Annotated in this window: 1 protein-coding gene; it reads left to right on the top strand. The window is 67.1% G+C overall.

Features of this window, described 5'->3' with window-relative positions:
* Positions 1–23: 23 nt before the first annotated feature.
* Positions 24–347: a Grx4 family monothiol glutaredoxin gene (grxD, locus tag FLQ44_RS01765; protein WP_147692788.1), complete on the top strand. Its 324-nt coding sequence runs from the start codon at positions 24–26 to the stop codon at positions 345–347.
* Positions 348–426: the final 79 nt, after the last annotated feature.

Consider the following 426-nt stretch of genomic DNA (forward strand, 5'->3'; position numbering starts at 1 on the left):
CGCATCGCCGCTATCGATACCCCATCAACGCCACCGTCGATCGCATCAAGTCCGTGCTTGCCGAACACCCCATCGTCCTCTTCATGAAGGGCACCCCGCAGTTCCCGATGTGCGGCTTCTCCTCGCGCACCGTCGAGGCGCTGAAGGCCTGCAACGCCAGGTTCCATGCGGTCAACGTGCTGCAGGATCCGGAAGTGCGCGCCAACCTGCCGCGCTTCTCGAACTGGCCGACCTTTCCGCAGCTGTTCATCAACGGCGAGCTGATCGGCGGCTGCGACATCACCCTGGAGCTGCACCAGGCCGGCGAGCTGGCGCGCATCGTCAGCGAAGCGCAGAAGCCGGCATGAGCGAGGCGGCCAAGCCACTGGCGGGGCGCTCGCTGCTGGTCATCGGCGCGCACGGCGCCTTCGGCTCCGAAGTCGCGCG

Origin of the sequence: Vogesella mureinivorans, assembly GCF_007644035.1 — a bacterium.
Taxonomy (GTDB): domain Bacteria; phylum Pseudomonadota; class Gammaproteobacteria; order Burkholderiales; family Chromobacteriaceae; genus Vogesella; species Vogesella mureinivorans.